This window comes from Autumnicola lenta, assembly GCF_031846515.1.
Classification (GTDB): Bacteria; Bacteroidota; Bacteroidia; order Flavobacteriales; family Flavobacteriaceae; genus Autumnicola; species Autumnicola lenta.
Genome location: NZ_JAVRHO010000012.1, coordinates 102,017 through 120,226 on the forward strand (window position 1 = coordinate 102,017; position 18,210 = coordinate 120,226).

The following is an 18,210-nucleotide window of genomic DNA, read 5'->3' on the forward strand; positions in this document are numbered from 1 at the left end:
TTTTTGAAAAGAAGATTTATTGTATAAACACCCCGACTTTTATCTATAATTAATCATTTAAAAACGACAAGAACTTATTACTTTTGCAGCACTTTAAAATTCAGGGATATTATGTACAGAAGTCATACTTGCGGGGAAATTAACCTAACAAACAAAGACCAGGAAGTTCAGCTTTCAGGATGGGTTCAGAAGATTAGAAACAAAGGCTTCATGGTATGGGTTGATCTTCGGGATCGCTATGGCATCACCCAGCTGATTTTTGATGAAGAACGTTCTTCTAAAGGGCTCATGGAGAAGGCAGGAAAACTTGGTCGCGAATTTGTGATTCAGGTAACAGGAGAAGTGATTGAACGCGAATCTAAAAACCCCAACATTCCAACCGGGGAAATAGAAATCCTGGTATCTCAGCTAAATATCCTGAATACCTCCCTTACCCCTCCTTTTACAATTGAAGAAGAGACAGACGGAGGTGAAGATTTGAGAATGAAATATCGTTACCTCGATATCCGCCGGAATCCGGTAAAGAATAAACTTATGTTTCGGCATAAAGTGGGAATGCATGTAAGAAATTACCTTTCACAGGCTGGTTTTATTGAAGTTGAAACTCCGTACCTCATCAAGTCAACTCCTGAAGGTGCCCGTGATTTTGTAGTCCCAAGCAGAATGAATGAAGGCCAGTTCTACGCGCTCCCGCAATCTCCTCAGACTTTTAAACAATTGCTGATGGTGGGCGGAATGGATAAATATTTTCAGATCGTTAAATGCTTCAGGGATGAAGATTTAAGGGCAGACAGGCAACCGGAATTCACACAAATTGACTGCGAAATGGCCTTTGTTGAGCAAGAAGATATTCTGAATATTTTTGAAGGTCTTACCCGACACCTCCTCAAAGAAATAAAAGGGGTCGATATTAGTGATTTTCCGAGGATGACCTATGCCGAAGCTATGGCAAAATATGGCAATGATAAGCCCGACATACGTTTTGGGATGGAATTCGCCAACCTTAACAAACTTGCAAAAGACAAAGGCTTTAATGTTTTCGACCAGCAGGAACTTGTAGTGGGAATTGCTGTTCCAGGAGCCGCTTCCTATACCCGTAAAGAAATTGACAAACTTATTGATTGGGTAAAGCGACCACAGGTAGGCGCAAATGGGCTTGTTTGGGTAAAATATAATGAAGACGGCAGCTTAAAATCTTCTGTAGATAAATTTTATTCTTCTGAAGATCTTCTTGGCTGGGCAAAAGAAACTGGTGCAAAAGCAGGAGATTTAATCCTGGTCATGGCCGGCGATACAACTAAAACACGCACTCAACTAAGTGCATTAAGAATGCACCTGGGGAATGAATTGGGCCTTAGAAATCCTGAAGAATTCGCTCCGTTATGGGTACTCGATTTTCCGCTTTTGGAATGGGACGAAGAAACCCAAAGGTATCATGCAATGCACCACCCTTTTACATCACCAAAAAAAGAAGATATTGCATTACTGGAAACTAATCCAGGAGAAGTTCGTGCAAATGCCTATGACCTCGTCCTTAATGGAAACGAAATTGGTGGTGGTTCAATTAGGATCCACGATAAAAAAACACAGTCCAGAATGTTTGATTATCTCGGATTTACAGAAGAAGAAGCCAAAGAACAATTTGGATTTTTAATGGACGCTTTTCAATACGGTGCTCCACCTCACGGCGGAATAGCCTTTGGCTTTGACAGGCTTGTAGCCATTCTGGGTGGACAGGAAACCATTCGTGATTTTATTGCTTTCCCAAAGAACAATGCCGGTCGTGATGTAATGATTGATGCTCCTGCAAAACTGGACGAAGAGCAATTAAAAGAACTACATCTAAAGCTGAGGTTGTAAATCCTCCTAGGTTCTGCAGTAAGCGTAATTTTTCGTTCTAATTAAAAACAGAGTTTGCGTGCCAAATTTCAGCAAATCAGTTTTGCTCCGGTTTTTAAACTGGAAAACCCAGCACCTTACACATCAGCAATTCCTGATGTTTCTAAGTGCTATTATTGGTTTTATTGCAGGCCTTGGAGCTGTAGCCATAAAAAACCTGACCCATTTTATACAGACACTGCTTGAAGGAAAGTTTATTGCAAATTACCACGATGCATTTTATTTTATTTTCCCCATTATCGGCCTCTTTATTACGTGGCTTTTAATAAAATTCGTTTTCCGAAGAAAAATAGGACACGGTATTCCCACTACCCTTCATGCTATTTCACAGCGTAAAGGGATTATGAGAAGATACCAGATGTATGCATCTCTTATCACCGCTCCAATTACTGTGGGTTTTGGTGGTTCTGTTGGTCTCGAAGGCCCTACTGTGGCTACCGGTGCTTCTCTTGGTTCTAATATTTCCCGTGTTTTTCTGCTCAACCAGGCTTCTAGGACACTGTTAATAGGTTGTGCCGCCGCAGGAGCCATGTCTTCTATTTTTAAAGCTCCAATTGCGGCTATTATTTTCGCTATTGAAGTGTTTAGCCTCGACCTCACTTTGGTTTCTTTGCTGCCTTTGCTCCTGGCGTCAGTTTCAGCAATCCTTACCTCCTATTTTTTCTTCGGAAGTGAAATTATTCTTCCGTTTCAGCTAAAGGATAGCTTTATTATTTCTGAAGCTCCATATTACATACTGCTGGGAGTATTGGCCTCTATATGTTCTATATACTTTACGAAAACCTACTTCAGTATTAATAAAGTTTTTGCGAAGATCGAGTCCCCCTTCTACCGACTCATTTTAGCAGGTTTAGGGCTGGGAATCCTTATATATTTTATTCCACCGTTATATGGTGAAGGTTATAACGTAATCAACAATTTGCTTCAGGAAAATTATCTGGAGGCCCTCGGCACTAATTTTTTCAATGCTTACCTGGAGAATTTCTGGGTGGTAATAATACTTTTAGCCGGATTGGTGATTTTTAAGATTGTCGCCACTTCCCTAACATTTAGTGCTGGCGGTGTTGGTGGAATCTTTGCACCCGTTCTTTTTATGGGTAGCGCTATGGGACATTGCTTTGCCCTGTTTATAAACCATTTAAAAATAGGCAATCCTATTTCAGTCAGTAATTTCACACTTGTAGGAATGGCAGGATTAATGGCGGGGGTTCTTCACGCACCTTTAACCGCAATCTTTCTTATTGCTGAATTAACGCACGGTTATGAATTATTTATCCCACTAATGATTACAGCCGCGATTTCCTTTATGATTACTTCCCAGTTTCAGCCTCATTCTGTCTATACGCTGGAACTTGCTGCCAGAGGAGAGCTACTTACGCACAATAAGGATCAGACAGTTTTAACGCTCATGAACATTAACAGCGTCATTGAACGAAATTTTATCCCAATTAAGATTAACATGACCCTGGGCGACTTAATAAAAGAAGGCGTTATAAAATCCAACAGGAATATTTTTCCGGTTGTAGACAAAAAAGGTATATTCCTTGGTATAATTCTTCTGGACGATATACGGCCAATTATGTTTGACCAGAAAATGTATGATGAGGTTAAGGTAAGTGACATCATGCAGCGTCCACCCGAGATCATAGATCTGAGGAAAGACAGGACAAAAGATATAATGAAGAAATTTCAGGATAGTGATGCCTGGAACCTTCCTGTTGTGAAGGACAGAGAGTACATAGGGTTTATTTCAAAATCTAAACTACTCACCGCCTATCGCAAGAAATTAATTGAAGTAACAGTGTAAATTATGAACACAATATTAAAGATTTTAGGCATAGCGATTCTCATTGCCATTGGAGTGGGTTTTTACCAGAAAATGGAGGGAAACGATCCATTAGGTGATGCTATAGTTGGAGTTGCTGTTTTAGCAAGCGCTTTTATTTTAATGCCTATCTTCCTCTACGTGAGATGGAAAGGAAAAAAGCTGGAAGACTATACCCTCTCTGAAAAGAACATGAAAAAGATGCGGGAAAACAATCGTAATTAGAACGTAAAATTCTTATTTTTTTCAAAATTCTGAGAAAATTTTGCAGTCATGTCGAATATAATATACTAAGTTTGCACTTTAATAATATTTATTTTTTTATAATGGAAGGTACAGTAAAATTTTTCAATGAGTCCAAAGGTTATGGATTCATCACTAACGACGAAACCGGAAGAGACATCTTTGTTCACATTACAGGACTTGACGGCGAAACTCTTCAAGAGGGTGACAAAGTAGAGTATGAAGAAGTGGAAGGAAGAAAAGGAGTAAACGCAAGCAATGTGCGCGTTATAGAATAACATATTTTCTATTTAAGACTTCAAAAAGCCGCTGCAGCGGCTTTTTTTAGTTCTATACTACTCTGTAAATTTCTTCTGAACGTTTAATTTTTGGAGCTTGCCTCAAAATGCCAATTTTCGACCTGCTGAAATTCCCTGCACCATTTATAAAATTGAATATTTCAGTAAAATCTGAAAATTTATTTCTGAAGCTGTTCCTTCATGCCTTCCAGCATTGCTGTGGTAAGCGCTTCAATGTCAAAATCGGGGTTCCAACCCCAATCTTCACGGGCTTGAGAATCATCGATACTGGAAGGCCACGAATCTGCTATTCTTTGTCTAAAATCTGGATTATAATTTATTTTGAACTCCGGTAACTTCTTTTTAATTTCTTCAGCAAGTTCTTTGGGGGTAAAACTCATCGCCGAAAGGTTATATGCAGACCTTATTTTAATCTTTTCAGAAGGTGCCTCCATAATGTCAATTGTCGCTTTTATGGCATCTTCCATATACATCATGGGAAGTGAGGTATCTTCAGAAAGAAAAGAAGTATATGAGCCATTTTTCACAGCTTCATGAAAAATCTCTATAGCATAATCTGTCGTCCCTCCGCCGGGCAGCGTTCTGTAACTAATAATCCCGGGATAACGGATGCTTCTCACATCTACGCCATAAATCCTGTGAAAATATTCGCACCAGCGCTCCCCTGTTTGTTTACTGATTCCGTAAACTGTAGAAGGCTCCATAATAGTGTTTTGCGGCGTTCCTTCTTTAGGTGTTGTAGGTCCAAAAACGGCAATACTGGATGGCCAGAAAATCTTTGCAATTTTTTTATCCCTTGCCAGGTTCAGCACGTTAAAAAGGGATTCCATGTTTAAATGCCAGGCCTTCATTGGTGCTTTTTCCGCAGTGGCGCTAAGCATTGCCGCCATAAGATAAACCTCAGAAATTGCATGTTTTTCCACAATTTCGCCAATTTGTTGTGCATTGGTGGCATCGGCAACTTCAAAAGGACCGGAATTCATCAATTCGTCCTTCCCTTCCCTTATATCACTGGCAATCACGCGCTCATTTCCGTGGATTTCCCTTAGTTTGAGGCTCAATTCGGTGCCTATTTGTCCGCTGGCTCCTATAATTAGGATTTTTCCGGGCATAGATTTAAGTTTTTTGCAAATATATCCATTCTTACAGAGATTTATGCAATAAAAAACCTTAAAGCTATCCTATTTTTGAAGTTCTTTTAATTTAATGAGTTGTAAAAACTTCAGCATCAACTTTATTTCTTTTTTTCTTCCGAAGAAATATAGCGATGCCTGTAAAATGGCGATTTTCGACCTTCTGTTTTGTTTCCCGCGGAATTAGCCTAAATTTATATCCTCAATTATAACGGAAGTATTTCTATCCCGTAATGCAGTTAATTTAAATGAAGAAAATAACCTTTATTTTAGGTATGTTGTGCCTCATGTCCTGCAAAGACAAACAGGTGGAGAATTCTGCAACAACAGAAGTGGACACCACCGAATTTGGGAGGCAAATAGAGGTTACCAATGAGCAGGTAGTGCTTTTGCCCGAAGCACGGGAATATGCTGTGCTGTGGATTGAATATATCACTGCGCAAAATGAAATTGATAAATTTGATGATGCCACGCTTCGCGAAGTGATGGACAATGCCGCTCCCCTCGCAGAAATAATGATCTCTTTACAAAATTCGGTACCAGATTCGCTAAAATCTACAGCCGTCGAGGCGCGTTTAAATGTACTTACCACGAAATCTATGCTGCTGAATCACGCTTCCTCCAAAAGAAAGCCCGATCCTGAGCAAGTAGAGGAAGTCGCAGAAGAGATTCCTTCAGAATTTAATTACCTGAAAATCCAGATGAACGAAATTTTCCTAAAAACGCTTCAGGATTTTGAAGCTGAATTGGATTTGCAGGAAGAGGAAAATGAAGTTGAAAATGATTCCGTTTCTGTACGCAGCCTCCGAACTTTAAACGACTCCTAGCCAGTCAGTTTTTTATCATGAAGAAATTTATAGCAGTTTGTTTTCTCACAGTAGCCAGCTTTAGTTGCTACGCACAGGATTCTTCTAATGCTGAATTTTCTGCCCAAAAACAGGTTGAGCAGACCCTCGACCTTTGGCACCAGGCCGCTGCAAACGCCGATTTTCAAGCGTATTTTGGATTAATGACAGAAGATGCAGTTTTTATTGGTACAGATGCGACTGAAAACTGGCAAAACCAAGACTTCAGGGAATATGCGAAACCTCATTTCGACAAAGGAAAAGCCTGGAATTTTACAGTGCTGGAAAGGAATATTTACTTCGGAAAAAACGAAAATTATGCCTGGTTTGATGAATTGCTGGACACGCAAATGGGAATTTGCCGCGGATCGGGAGTTCTTATAAAAATGGGCGAAAACTGGAAAATTAAGCACTACGTTCTTTCTATTACTGTTCCAAACGAAAATGTTGCAGAAGTTCTCGCGATCAAGAAGAAGGCAGATCAAAGGCTGCAAACCAAACTTCAGAAAAATTAATGCTTTTTGGCATCAATTCTGCATAAAAACCCCTTGTTAAAGATATATTCGTTTTTATTACTTTAGCATCCAATTTTTAAAAAATTTTAAAACCACATGAATACACTTAAAAATGTTTTACTATTTTCTGCTCTTGGCTCGGCTGTACTAACCGGCTGCAAGAATGATGATAGAACGGCGCAGGCCGAAGAAGAAGTACATGGGATCAATCTTGCCTATATGGATACTACTACAAACCCAAAAAACGACTTTTTTAGATATGTAAACGGAAAGTGGCTTGATTCCACTGAAATTCCGGAAGACAGAACTTCCTGGGGTAGTTTTTATGAGCTTCGTCAAAGAACAGATGATGATGCACTTAGCATTTTGGAAGCAGCGTCTTCCAGCGACACTTTAAATCCTGACAGTGATCAGGCGAAAGCGGTTTCCCTCTACAAAAGTATTATGGACACTGTTTCCAGGAACCAAATGGGGATAGAACCTATTAAGCCATATCTTGCTAAGATCGATTCCATCAACAACAAGGAAGATCTACAGAACTTCCTTGTGGATATGAGTGAGTACGGCAGTGCAGGTTTTTTCTCCTTTGGCGTTAGCGCCGACAGAAAAAACAGTAACATGAATGCTGCCTACCTAAATCCTTCAGGATTGGGACTGCCAGACAGGGATTATTATGTTGCAGACGATTCAGATTCCAAGGAGAAGAGGGAAAAATATAAGGAGTACATTGCAGAAATGCTTCAGTATTTAGATTATTCTGAAGAGGAAGCTAGTGCAGAAGCAGAAACGATCCTTGCTTTTGAAACCAGTCTTGCACAACCCCAGCTTGATAAAGTAGAACGCCGTGATGCAAGGAAAACTTACAATCCAATGACGGTAAATGAACTTCAAAATACTGTTCCTGCCATGCAATGGGAGGCATTTTTTGAAGGAATTGGCGCTAAAGATTTGGACACAATCATTATTACCCAGCCGGAGTACATGAAGTCACTTCAGGATATTATTGCTCAAAATTCTGTTGAAGATTGGAAAGCATATTTAAAATGGAATCTTTTTAACGATGCCGCTTCTATGCTAACTACTGAGCTTGAGCGCGAGAACTGGGAGTTTTATGACAAAACTTTACAGGGAGCCCAGGAACAACGGCCACGTAATGAAAGAGCGCTTGGAACTGTTAACGGAACTGTTGGAGAAGCTTTGGGTAAACTTTACGTAGAAAAACATTTCCCGCCAGAAGCTAAAGAAAAAGCTCAGGAAATGATTGGAAATATCATTAAAGCCTATGAAAACAGGATTAATGAACTACCGTGGATGAGTGAAGAAACCAAGAAAAAAGCACTGGAAAAATTAGCGAGTTTCACTGTAAAAGTAGGCTATCCTGATGAGTGGGAAGATTATAGCGGACTTGAAATTAAAAGTCCTGAAGAAGGAGGTTCTTATTTCCAGAACTTAATGAACGCTCAAAAATGGAGAGTTGAAGAAAACCTTGCAGAACTTGGACAGCCCGTAGATAAGAGCGAATGGTATATGCCACCGCAAACTGTAAACGCCTATTACAACCCGAGTTACAACGAGATCGTATTCCCGGCTGCCATTTTACAACCGCCTTTTTATGATTATAAAGCTGATGCTGCAGTAAATTACGGCGGAATTGGAGCAGTAATAGGCCACGAAATTTCTCATGGTTTTGACGACAGCGGTTCCCGTTTTGATGCTGAAGGAAACCTGAACAACTGGTGGACAGATGAAGACCTTGAGCAATTTGAAGAACTGGGAAGCGAATTGGCAGATCAATACAGCGCAATTGAAGTTCTCGATAGTGTTTATATCAACGGTCAATTTACTTTAGGTGAAAACATTGGGGATTTAGGCGGAGTAAATGCTGCTTACGACGGACTACAAATTCATCTTGAAGAGCATGGAAACCCTGGGGAAATTGATGGATATACACCTGAGCAACGTTTCTTTATGTCCTGGGCGACCGTATGGCGCACAAAAATGCGTGAGGAAGCTTTAAGAAACAGAATTAAAACAGATCCTCACTCTCCGGGAATGTACCGTGCGTATGTTCCGTTGCAAAATATCGATGCTTTTTATGAAGCCTTTGATATTGCCGAAGGAGACAAAATGTATGTAAGTCCTGAAAACCGGGTGAAAATCTGGTAATTTTCAATAGACAGTTAATTAACGAGAGCCGGGATTTTTCCGGCTCTTTTCGTTTTTTGATGATATAAGACCGCTTCGCTGAAAGAAACAAGAATTAAGACTAAATTTTAAAACCTAATGAACTGGTTATTATTACTATGTCACATCGAGCGGAGTCGAGATGCTTTCAACTTTGAACCCACCGTCGACAAGCTCAGGGGGACTGCAACTATAAAATGACTGTTGACTGCCGTTCGTCAGTCACGGAGTCCGGCTGAGCCTGTCGAAGCCAGTTTCCAACTTCAATCACACTTCGTCAGGCTCAGTGTGACAATTCTCTACTTCAAAAAGTGGTAAAAGGCATCTTTTAGATGTTCAATTCTAGTTCCTGCCTGATTTTTAATAATGGCAATAACATCAAAACGGACTTCCAGGTCCAGTGCCTGCTCTTCTGCAAAGTAATTCACAGCTTTTAAAAGTTGCTGAATCTGTTTCTTCTTTACAAATTCCTGAGGGTCACCAAAGTCTGGTGTACTCCTGGTTTTCACCTCTACAGCAATAAGCGTATCGCTCTTCCTGGCGATGATATCAACTTCGGCTTGCTGGTAAACAAAATTTCTGGCTACAATTATGTAACCGTTCTTTTTCAAAAATTCAGCAGCCAACTCCTCCCCTTTTTTCCCAAGCAAATTGTGTTTTGCCATAGCAATCAAGTTAAAATCGATCTCTCTACATAAACGCTAACTAGAATAAATTGAAAATTTTTCAGGATTTTTTCAGGACTACAGCCTGCACCTTTAAATTCATATTTTCGATCTCCTGCGGCGAAGCCTTTACTACCTGATCGCCATAGAATTTATCTGAAGGTTCATTTTCCGCACCCAGAAAGACCCTTAAATCGGTATCTTCCAATTTGCCACCATTCCACACTACAGCTCCGCTGTAATCCCATCCAAAACCATAGAAAGAAACCGGAATTCCGTTAATCCCGTTCAATTCTTTATAGGTTGTACCAACCTTCACCCCCGAGGCAGAACGCCATTTCCCTTCTTCGGCAAAGCGAATATCAAATATTTCATTATTCGCATTCCAGGTGATGTGCATTTCATCTTTAGTTCCGGGATAGAGTATTGCGTAAGAGCGCTCTACTGTTCCCTCATCATACAAATTGGTTCCTTCTTCTATATTAGCATCAGAAAACCGCTCTTTCACCTCCTTTAGGTCATAATCCAGAAGTTTTTCTGCAACAAATTTGTCTGAAGTAGCTGTAGTCGCTTGTTTTGTGCTATTACAGGAATAAAGACCAATAAAAGCTATTACAAAAAATATTTTTTTCATGTTTTCTGATTTACTTCCGCAGTATAAAGTACGAAAATTGCCATTTTTAAAGGGTGGCATAAATGTAGAAACAATTCCGTCATCATGATGGTCTTTTACAAGAATTTAACTCGTAATATATAGCAGTTGCTTACCTTTACAAGCTCAAAAAAAGATTAGGAATAAATGAACAATTCTCCACAGAGATATACGATTACCGCTGCTTTGCCATACACCAACGGACCTATACATATAGGCCATCTTGCAGGTGTTTATGTTCCCGCCGATATTTATGCACGATACCTTAGGATGCACGGCCAGGACGTGGCCTTTGTATGCGGAAGTGATGAGCACGGGGTGCCAATTACTATAAAGGCAAAAAAAGAAGGCGTTAGTCCGCAGGATATTGTGGATAAATATGACGCCATTATCAAAAAATCGTTTAAAGATTTTGGTGTCTCTTTCGATAATTATTCGCGGACTTCTGCTGAAGTTCACCACGATACTGCATCAGATTTTTTTAAGTCGATGTACGAAAATGGCAAATTTATCGAGGAGACCACAAAGCAGCTATATGATGAAAAAGCAGGACAATTTCTTGCCGATCGTTTTGTAACCGGAACCTGCCCGAAATGTGGAAATGAAGAAGCTTATGGTGACCAGTGTGAGAGCTGCGGAACTTCCTTAAATGCGACAGATTTAATTAACCCTAAATCTGCCATAACAGGGGCTGTTCCTACTTTAAAAGAAACAAAACATTGGTTTTTGCCTTTGGATCAATATGAAAACTGGCTAAAAGAATGGATTCTGGAAGGTCACAAAGCCGACTGGAAGACGAATGTCTACGGACAGGTAAAGTCGTGGATAGATGATGGCTTAAGAGCCCGCGCGGTGACACGTGACCTGGATTGGGGAATTCCTGTGCCTGTGGAAGGCGCTGAAGGGAAAGTTCTTTATGTCTGGTTTGATGCCCCAATTGGTTATATTTCTTCCACCAAAGAATGGGCAGCGAGAGAAGGCAAAGATTGGGAACCTTACTGGAAGGATGAGAACACCAAACTTGTCCATTTCATAGGAAAAGATAATATCGTTTTTCACTGTATTATTTTCCCGACTATGCTGAAGGCGCACGGAGACTATATTCTCCCCGATAATGTTCCGGCAAACGAATTCCTGAACCTGGAAGGTAAAAAACTTTCCACTTCTAAAAACTGGGCGGTCTGGCTGCACGAGTATTTGGAAGATTTCCCGAATCAGCAGGATGTATTGCGCTATGCTTTAACCGCAAACGCTCCTGAAACCAAGGATAACGATTTTACCTGGAAAGATTTTCAGGCAAGGAACAACAACGAATTGGTGGCGATATTTGGCAACTTTATAAATCGTGTTGTAGTTCTTACTAATAAATATTATGACGGAATTGTTCCTGAACCCAATGTATATTCTGAAGTTGATGAAGCTACGATTGCTGAATTAAAAGCATATCCGGCAGTTATCGCCAGTTCTATTGAAAAATACCGCTTCCGCGAAGCACAGGCTGAATTGATGAACCTTGCGCGCTTAGGAAATAAATATCTAGCCGATGAAGAGCCGTGGAAACTGATCAAGACTGATGAGGAACGGGTGAAAACCGTGATGTATGTTGCTTTGCAAATTGCATCGGCACTTGCAACTTTAAGTGAACCTTTCCTTCCATTTACTTCAACTAAACTGAAAGGAATCCTGAAAATTACAGATGCCGTAGAGCACCAGGGAGAAGAAGAAGCGCAGTGGGATAAAATCGGCACAAAAAAGTCTTTACTTCCGGCAGGACATCAAATCGGAAAAGCGGAATTACTTTTTAGTAAAATAGAAGATTCCGAAATCGAAAAACAACTGAAAAAACTGGAAGCTACAAAAACCGCCAACGCAGCTGAAAATCAGAAAGTGGAGCCTCAGAAGGAAACTGCAAATTTCGATGATTTCACGAAGATGGACCTGAGAGTTGGGACCATTATCGAAGCTCATAAAATGCCAAAAACTAAAAAATTACTGGTGTTGAAAGTCGACACAGGTCTTGATAAAAGAACTGTAGTTTCGGGTATTGCAGAGCATTTTAAACCTGAAGATATCATCGGCAAAAAAGTTACCGTCCTCGCCAACCTCGCCCCAAGAAAATTACGCGGAGTAGAAAGCGAAGGCATGATCTTAATGACAGAAAACGCTGAAGGAAAGTTGGTCTTTGTAAATCCTGATGAAGATGGGGTTGAGAATGGAACGACGATAAATTAGCTACTGTTCTCGACTTCGCTCGAACTGACTAGCTGGAGTTCTCTAAGTATTCCAACGATGTCCCCCCGAGCGAAGTCGAGGGGTTGATTAGAAGCAGTGAACATTCTTTTGTGGATAGCACAACGGGTTCTCGACTCCGCTCGAACTGACACTCTGAATAGAAAGAAAACGTGAAAAAATAAAATCAGACTGAAAAACACTTGTCACCCCGAGCGAAGTCGAGGGGTGGGTTAGAAGCAGTAAACATTCTTTTGTCAAAAATAGCACAACGGGTTCTCGACTCCGTTCGAACTGACACTCTGTAGAGAAAGAAAATGTGAAAAAATAAAATCAGACTGAAAACCACTTGTCTCCCCGAGCGAAGTCGAGGGGTGGGTTAGAAGCAGTAAACATTCTTTTGTCAAAAATAGCACAACGGGTTCTCGACTCCGCTCGAACGGACAGCTGAGAGCGCTCGAACTACTCCAATGATTTTCCCCCGAGCGTATTCGAGGGGTGAGTCTGAAAGCAGGAATAAGTACTTAAAAGAAAATTGAAACGATTGTCCCCCCGAGCGAAGTCGAGGGGTTGTTAGAAACAATTAACATTCTTCATTATGAAATTGTACTATGTCTATATCTTAGAGTGTAAAGATAATCTGCTTTACACAGGAATAACCAACAACATCTCACGCAGACTGGCAGAACATAATTCGGATAAAAATGAGAATAGTTTCACCTACAGCAGAAGACCGGTTGAACTTATTTTCCATCAAGAATTTAATGATGTAAATCAGGCTATTTATTTCGAGAAAAAGATGAAAAAATGGAGTGCTCAAAAGAAAAGAGCCCTTGCAAATGGCGATTATGATTTGTTACAAATTCTCGCGGAGTGCAGGAATGCAAGTCATTACAGAAATAGCTCTGAGAATGAATAGTTCTCGACTCTGCTGCTGCCACACCACAACAGTTACCATTACGTGTCACCCCGAGCGAAATCGAGGGGTTGGTGAGAAGCAGTATCTAGGTACAAGCACCGTTCTCGACTCCGCTCGAACTGACACTTCAACGGCGAAAGAGAAATTCAAAAAAGAAGAAAAGCAGTCTGGAAAACGACTGTCTCCCCGAGCGAAGTCGAGGGGTTGGTTAGCAGCAGGATCTAGGTACTAACACCGTTCTCGACTCCGCTCGAACTGACACTCTGAAGAGAAAGAAAACGTGAAAAATAAAATCAGACTGAAAACGGCTGTCCCCCCGAGCGGAGTCGAGGGGTTGGTGAGAAGCAGGATCTTACTACCAACACCGTTCTCGACTTCGCTCGAACTGACAAAACCGAGTCCGCCCCTAAACTATCAAAAACCCAAAAAACATTCCTAACTTTGCCGATCCTGATTAAATAAAATGCTCAAAATCGCTTACCATCCCATCTACAAACATCCTTTGCCTGAAGGTCACCGGTTTCCGATGGAGAAATATGAGCTTTTGCCACAGCAATTGTTACTGGAAGGGACCTGCAGCGAAGAAAACTTTTTTGAGCCTGAAATTCCGGAGGATGAGCATATCCTCGCTGTGCATAATGCAGATTATTATTCCCGTTTAAAAAACCAGGAACTAAGTGAACGGGAGGTTAGGAAGACGGGATTTCCGCTTTCAAAAGCATTATACGAGAGGGAAATTATTATTGCCGACGGCACGATGAAATGTTGCCACTTTTCATTAGAGCACGGAATTTCTTTTAACATTGCCGGTGGTACGCATCATGCCTACTCCAATCGTGGCGAGGCTTTTTGCCTGTTAAATGACCAGGCGATAGCGGCACGTTATCTTCAGAAGCAAAAATTAGCTGAAAAAATTCTGATTGTAGACCTGGACGTACACCAGGGCAACGGTACTGCTGAAATTTTTCAAAATGACGCTTCGGTTTTTACTTTTTCTATGCACGGCAAAGGCAATTATCCGTTTAAAAAAGAGAAATCAGATCTCGATATCGAAGTTCCCGACGGCTCGGGAGACCGGGAATATCTTCAGCTTCTAAAAGAAACACTTCCGGATCTCATTGAAAATGTTAATCCGGATTTTATCTTTTACCTCAGCGGGGTGGATATCCTGGAAACCGACAAACTTGGCAAACTTTCCTGCAGCGTCGCGGGTTGTAAGGAACGCGACAGGTTCGTGCTTCAGCTTTGCCACGAGCTTTCTATTCCGGTACAATGCAGCATGGGCGGCGGATATTCGCCTGACATCAAAACTATTATCGACGCTCACGCCAACACCTACAGACTGGCTAGGGAAATCTATTTTTAGCTGAATTTCTTCTATAAAGATGCCCCTCTAAAACCCCAGATCACCTTGAAATTGTTGAAATTCCAAAAGAAAACATTAACGGACGCAGAAAATTGCTCCAGGAACAGCAAACTAAGCATGAATATTTCAATTTATACTTATATTTATGCCTAAAATATACATTTATGAGGCCTTCCACTACATTTCTGATTCCATTTTTATGCTTTTTTCTAAATTTTTCAGCTTTTGCACAGTCAAATGAAGAAAATCCAGGTTCAGAAAAGATCCGCGTTAATCAAATAGGGTTTTATCCTGAAGGCCCTAAAATGGCAATTATCGTCACTACAGAAGCCACCGACTTCACAATACTTACGGCAGATGATAAAAAAGAAGTTTTTTCAGGAAAACTCAGTGAGGCTGAAGAATGGCCGCACAGTAAAGAAACCGTGAAACAAGCTGATTTTTCTTCCGTAGAAGAGTCGGGAGAATATGTTTTGCACGTACCGGGAATTGGCAACAGCCATCCTTTTGAAATTTCCGAAAATGTACATTTTGAGCCGGCAAAGGCAAGTATGAAAGCGTTTTATTTTCAGAGAGCTTCCACAGATTTACCCGAAGCCTACGCCGGAAAATGGGCAAGGGAAGCAGGACATCCCGACAATCAGGTAAAAATCCACAATTCGGCTGCGTCAGAGAATCGCCCTGCGGGATCTACCATTTCCAGCCCCGGTGGCTGGTATGATGCCGGTGATTACGGAAAATATATCGTAAACAGCGGAATCACCATGGGAACGCTGTTTTCGCTGTATGAGGATTTTCCGGAATACCTCGATACCCTGAATTTGAATATTCCCGAGAGCACAAACAACATTCCTGATTTTCTTGATGAAGCACTGTACAATTTACGATGGATGATGACGATGCAGGACAAAGATGGCGGCGTTTATCACAAACTTACCAGCGCAAACTTTCACGGTGCGGTTGCGCCAAAAGATGCCACTTTGCAGCGTTGGGCGGTACAAAAAGGAACAGCGGCAACGTTAGATTTTGCAGCAGTAACTGCGCAGGCAGCAAGAATATTCAGCGACTATAAAAATGAATTGCCGGGATTGGCAGATTCGCTGTTGGTAATGAGTGAAAACGCTTATAGCTGGGCCAAAGAAAACCCTGAGGTAACCTACCGCCAGAGAGAATTACAAGATCCGGAAGTAAGCACCGGCGCCTACGGGGACCGAAATTTTAAAGATGAACTGCAATGGGCCGCAACAGAACTTTTTATCACCACCGGGAACGAGGAGTACTACAAAGACGCGGACATTGAAAATTCACTGGAAGCTGAGTTCGGGATTCCCGCATGGCCAAATGTAAACACGCTTGCCCTCTATTCTCTTGCCAGGCACAGGGACAAATTTCAGGATAGCGAAGTTGTAAATATAGATGCAATAACAGACCAGCTTAGGAAAATGGCCGATGATCTGGTCGCATCTTCAAAAACTTCAGCTTATGCAATCCCTATGGGAATTAAGGAATCAGACTTTGCATGGGGCAGCAATTCAGAAGCCGGAAATCAGGGTATACTTCTTTTAAATGTTTACAAAATCACCGGCGACGATAAATATCTGAATGCTGCAAATGATAACCTGGATTATTTGCTGGGAAGGAATGCCACGGGCTATTCCTTTTTGACCGGTTATGGAGAGAAGCCAACGAAAGATCCGCACCACAGGCCTTCTGAATCTGATGATATCGACGACCCAGTCCCGGGACTTCTTGCCGGCGGACCAAATCCCGGGCAACAGGATATAGCCGGTTGTGGAGATAAATACACAGCTGCTCACCAGCATCCGGCGACTTCGTATATCGATGACCGCTGCAGTTATGCCAGTAATGAGATCGCGATCAACTGGAATGCGCCTTTTGTATATCTCGCCAATGCGATAGAGGCAATAAGGTAGTTGCAGTTTTGGGAGAAAGAGAGTGATCGCTACTTCCAACCATCTATTGAAAATCTTGGAGATTCAATCTTAAATTTGATTCAGGTAGAATTATATATTGTGAAAGATTCCTTCAGAACAGTAGGGATTATAGCCATTTAATCCAGATCTCGCCAAATATTTTTAAATAGCAGCACCGTGCTTTTTTAATTAATATCATATTACTTCACTTATTAACGCAACCTTTGTGACTTTTCGCATCTAATTAAAGTAGGAACTACTAAATTCACCCAAAATGGAAAAAATTACTAAAGTATGCTTACTATTATTGCTCTTCTTTACTATTGGATGCAGTGAAGACTCTCTAAGTGAAGCAACCGAAGGTTCAGGAGATGCGCTGAGGAATTCCTATAGCGGAGATTCGGATAGCGGAGAGCCTTCCGCTGAAAACCCCAATAACGGCACTGACGATCCTGATTCTTCGGGGCAAATAACTGCCGGAGAATGGAATGACCTTGCAAACTGGAATTACTGGACAGATCTAAAAAACAACCAGGAATTTGCTGATAAATTATACCACTGGAACTTTTATCTTAATAACAGGATTTCCGTTTCTGTAAAAGATATAAGCGGAATGCCTGCCATAGATGCAGTTGTGGCTTTAAAAACCGATGAGGGTACAACAATATGGTCTGCTAAATCAGATAATAAAGGAAATGCTGAACTTTGGATAAATCCTTTTGAAAGATCCACTAATTCAGACCTGGAAAATTATTCGCTTTGGGTGGATGGAGAGAAACTCAGCATCAATTTAAAAGATTTCAATCAGGGTATAAATGAGGTTCAAATAAAAAATACAAGTGTAGCTCCAGACAATGTTGAAATAGCATTTATTGTAGATGCCACCGGTTCTATGTCAGACGAGTTAGAATTCCTAAAAGATGACTTGAAGAACATTATTCAAAAAGTAGAAAATTTAAATTCCAGTCTTGACATATTAACTTCATCGGTCTTTTACCGAGATGTAGAAGACGATTATGTTGTAAGGCATTCAAATTTTACAGCTGATATAAATACCACTTTAAATTTCATTAATAATCAATCTGCTGGCGGAGGCGGTGATTTTCCTGAAGCAGTCCACACAGCCCTCAATACAACAATTAATAACTTACAGTGGTCATCTAACGCACGCACACGTTTAGCATTTCTAATATTAGATGCCCCGCCACATCATAATCAAGAAGTTATTTCTGACATTCAGAATTCGATAAAACAAGCCGCTGAAAAAGGAATAAAGCTTATACCTATTACGGCAAGCGGAATAGATAAAGAAACTGAATTCCTTATGCGCTATTTTTCAATGGCCACCAATAGTACTTATGTGTTTATAACAGATCACAGTGGAATAGGGAATGACCATATCGAGCCTTCTATAGGTGAATATGAAGTAGAATTTTTAAACGAATTGCTAGTAAGATTGATTACACAATATTCTGAATAATATGCTAAATCTCATCAAATAA

15 protein-coding genes are annotated in these 18,210 nt (G+C 40.8%); 12 read left to right on the forward strand and 3 right to left on the reverse strand.

From position 1 onward, the window contains the following. Positions 1-111: 111 nt before the first annotated feature. The 4 genes from aspS to RM545_RS10135 all read left to right on the forward strand — a co-directional run bounded on the left by aspS (position 112) and on the right by RM545_RS10135 (position 4,245). A complete protein-coding gene (gene aspS, locus RM545_RS10120; RefSeq protein WP_311495206.1) occupies positions 112-1,860 on the forward strand; it encodes an aspartate--tRNA ligase in 1,749 nt (582 codons plus the stop codon). A gap of 58 nt (positions 1,861-1,918) precedes the next feature. Further along, positions 1,919-3,706 carry a chloride channel protein gene (locus tag RM545_RS10125; protein ID WP_311495207.1) on the forward strand — a complete coding sequence of 596 codons (1,788 nt, stop codon included), beginning with the start codon at positions 1,919-1,921 and terminating at the stop codon, positions 3,704-3,706. Between the two features lie 3 nt (positions 3,707-3,709). Further along, entirely contained in the window at positions 3,710-3,949 is a 240-nt protein-coding gene (locus tag RM545_RS10130; RefSeq protein WP_311495208.1) for a hypothetical protein, read from the forward strand. Between the two features lie 101 nt (positions 3,950-4,050). Continuing rightward, positions 4,051-4,245 carry a cold-shock protein gene (locus tag RM545_RS10135; RefSeq protein WP_311482759.1) on the forward strand — a complete coding sequence of 65 codons (195 nt, stop codon included), beginning with the start codon at positions 4,051-4,053 and terminating at the stop codon, positions 4,243-4,245. A gap of 179 nt (positions 4,246-4,424) precedes the next feature. Here the strand turns inward: RM545_RS10135 and RM545_RS10140 are convergent, their stop codons facing one another. After that, positions 4,425-5,378, reverse strand: a complete 954-nt coding sequence (locus RM545_RS10140; RefSeq protein ID WP_311495209.1) for an NAD-dependent epimerase/dehydratase family protein — start codon at positions 5,376-5,378, stop codon at positions 4,425-4,427. 269 nt (positions 5,379-5,647) lie between these two features. Here RM545_RS10140 and RM545_RS10145 point away from each other — a divergent pair, with 269 nt between their 5' ends. From RM545_RS10145 to RM545_RS10155, 3 genes are all read left to right on the forward strand, one after another. Beyond that, positions 5,648-6,226: a hypothetical protein gene (locus RM545_RS10145; RefSeq protein ID WP_311495210.1), complete on the forward strand. Its 579-nt coding sequence runs from the start codon at positions 5,648-5,650 to the stop codon at positions 6,224-6,226. A gap of 17 nt (positions 6,227-6,243) precedes the next feature. Beyond that, the gene (locus RM545_RS10150; protein WP_311495211.1) at positions 6,244-6,759 is read left to right on the forward strand and encodes a nuclear transport factor 2 family protein; all 516 of its coding nucleotides are present in this window, start codon (positions 6,244-6,246) and stop codon (positions 6,757-6,759) included. Between the two features lie 96 nt (positions 6,760-6,855). Then, entirely contained in the window at positions 6,856-8,925 is a 2,070-nt protein-coding gene (locus RM545_RS10155; protein WP_311495212.1) for a M13 family metallopeptidase, read from the forward strand. Positions 8,926-9,242: 317 nt separating this feature from the next. On the opposite strand, the gene RM545_RS10160 is transcribed toward RM545_RS10155, so the two are convergent. Next, positions 9,243-9,608 carry a YraN family protein gene (locus RM545_RS10160; protein WP_311495213.1) on the reverse strand — a complete coding sequence of 122 codons (366 nt, stop codon included), beginning with the start codon at positions 9,606-9,608 and terminating at the stop codon, positions 9,243-9,245. Positions 9,609-9,669: 61 nt separating this feature from the next. Next, positions 9,670-10,242 (reverse strand): hypothetical protein, encoded by a 573-nt coding sequence (locus tag RM545_RS10165; RefSeq protein ID WP_311495214.1) that lies wholly within the window; start codon positions 10,240-10,242, stop codon positions 9,670-9,672. A 165-nt stretch (positions 10,243-10,407) separates the two neighbouring features. Here RM545_RS10165 and metG point away from each other — a divergent pair, with 165 nt between their 5' ends. The 5 genes from metG (at position 10,408) to RM545_RS10190 (ending at position 18,188) form a co-directional block, all read left to right on the forward strand. Beyond that, complete coding sequence (gene metG / locus RM545_RS10170) at positions 10,408-12,492, forward strand: methionine--tRNA ligase (RefSeq protein WP_311495215.1); 2,085 nt, start codon at positions 10,408-10,410, stop codon at positions 12,490-12,492. 595 nt (positions 12,493-13,087) lie between these two features. Then, positions 13,088-13,408 carry a GIY-YIG nuclease family protein gene (locus RM545_RS10175; RefSeq protein WP_311495216.1) on the forward strand — a complete coding sequence of 107 codons (321 nt, stop codon included), beginning with the start codon at positions 13,088-13,090 and terminating at the stop codon, positions 13,406-13,408. Between the two features lie 463 nt (positions 13,409-13,871). After that, entirely contained in the window at positions 13,872-14,774 is a 903-nt protein-coding gene (locus tag RM545_RS10180; RefSeq protein ID WP_311495217.1) for a histone deacetylase family protein, read from the forward strand. A 164-nt stretch (positions 14,775-14,938) separates the two neighbouring features. After that, positions 14,939-16,708 (forward strand): glycoside hydrolase family 9 protein, encoded by a 1,770-nt coding sequence (locus tag RM545_RS10185; protein WP_311495218.1) that lies wholly within the window; start codon positions 14,939-14,941, stop codon positions 16,706-16,708. Positions 16,709-16,982: 274 nt separating this feature from the next. Then, complete coding sequence (locus RM545_RS10190) at positions 16,983-18,188, forward strand: vWA domain-containing protein (RefSeq protein ID WP_311495219.1); 1,206 nt, start codon at positions 16,983-16,985, stop codon at positions 18,186-18,188. Positions 18,189-18,210: the final 22 nt, after the last annotated feature.